This is a genomic window from Nitrosomonas sp. Is37, assembly GCF_033063275.1.
Lineage (GTDB): Bacteria > Pseudomonadota > Gammaproteobacteria > Burkholderiales > Nitrosomonadaceae > Nitrosomonas.
Genome location: NZ_JAWJYP010000083.1, coordinates 1 through 537, shown reverse-complemented (window position 1 = coordinate 537; position 537 = coordinate 1). Strand labels below are relative to the sequence as shown.

At 40.8% G+C, this 537-nt stretch carries 1 protein-coding gene; it reads right to left on the bottom strand.

Annotated elements, in window-relative coordinates:
- Nucleotides 1-537, bottom strand: a 537-nt coding sequence (locus R2Q26_RS15365; protein ID WP_317537089.1) for an IS630 family transposase, incomplete at both ends; no start/stop codon positions are given.

Here is a 537-nt window from a genome sequence, read left to right as displayed (position 1 = left end):
TTATTTGACTACCTTTAACTTCAGGCCTACGCCATTTAAACGGTTGGGCATTCTGGTTATGATAAGTAATGAATGCTTCGATTGCCTCTTTTAACTCAGTAACATTACTGAAGCTTGCTCCTTTTAATGTCTTGCGAGATAAAATACTGAACCAGATTTCTATTTGGTTCAACCAACTTGCCGAAGTAGGCGTGAAGTGAAAATGCACTCGACCTGAATATTTATCCAACCATTCATCATTCTTCTTGTGTGTGCAGTAGTTATCCAAAATAACGTGAACTTCTTTGTTTTTAGGCAAATCCTGCATGACGAGATCCATAAAATTCTGAAAATCTTCCCGTGTTTTAGTTTGGGTGGTTTGAGCTTTGATGTGGCCCGTGGCCACATTCAATGCAGCAAACAAATTTAGCGTACCATGACGCTTGTATGTGCTTCTGTAAGCACGTACCAGCTTCTGGTTGCGCGTTTCGACATAGCCAGTTTCTCGTTCCAAAGCTTGGATGCCGGGTTTCTCATCAATACTCAAAACTAATGCGT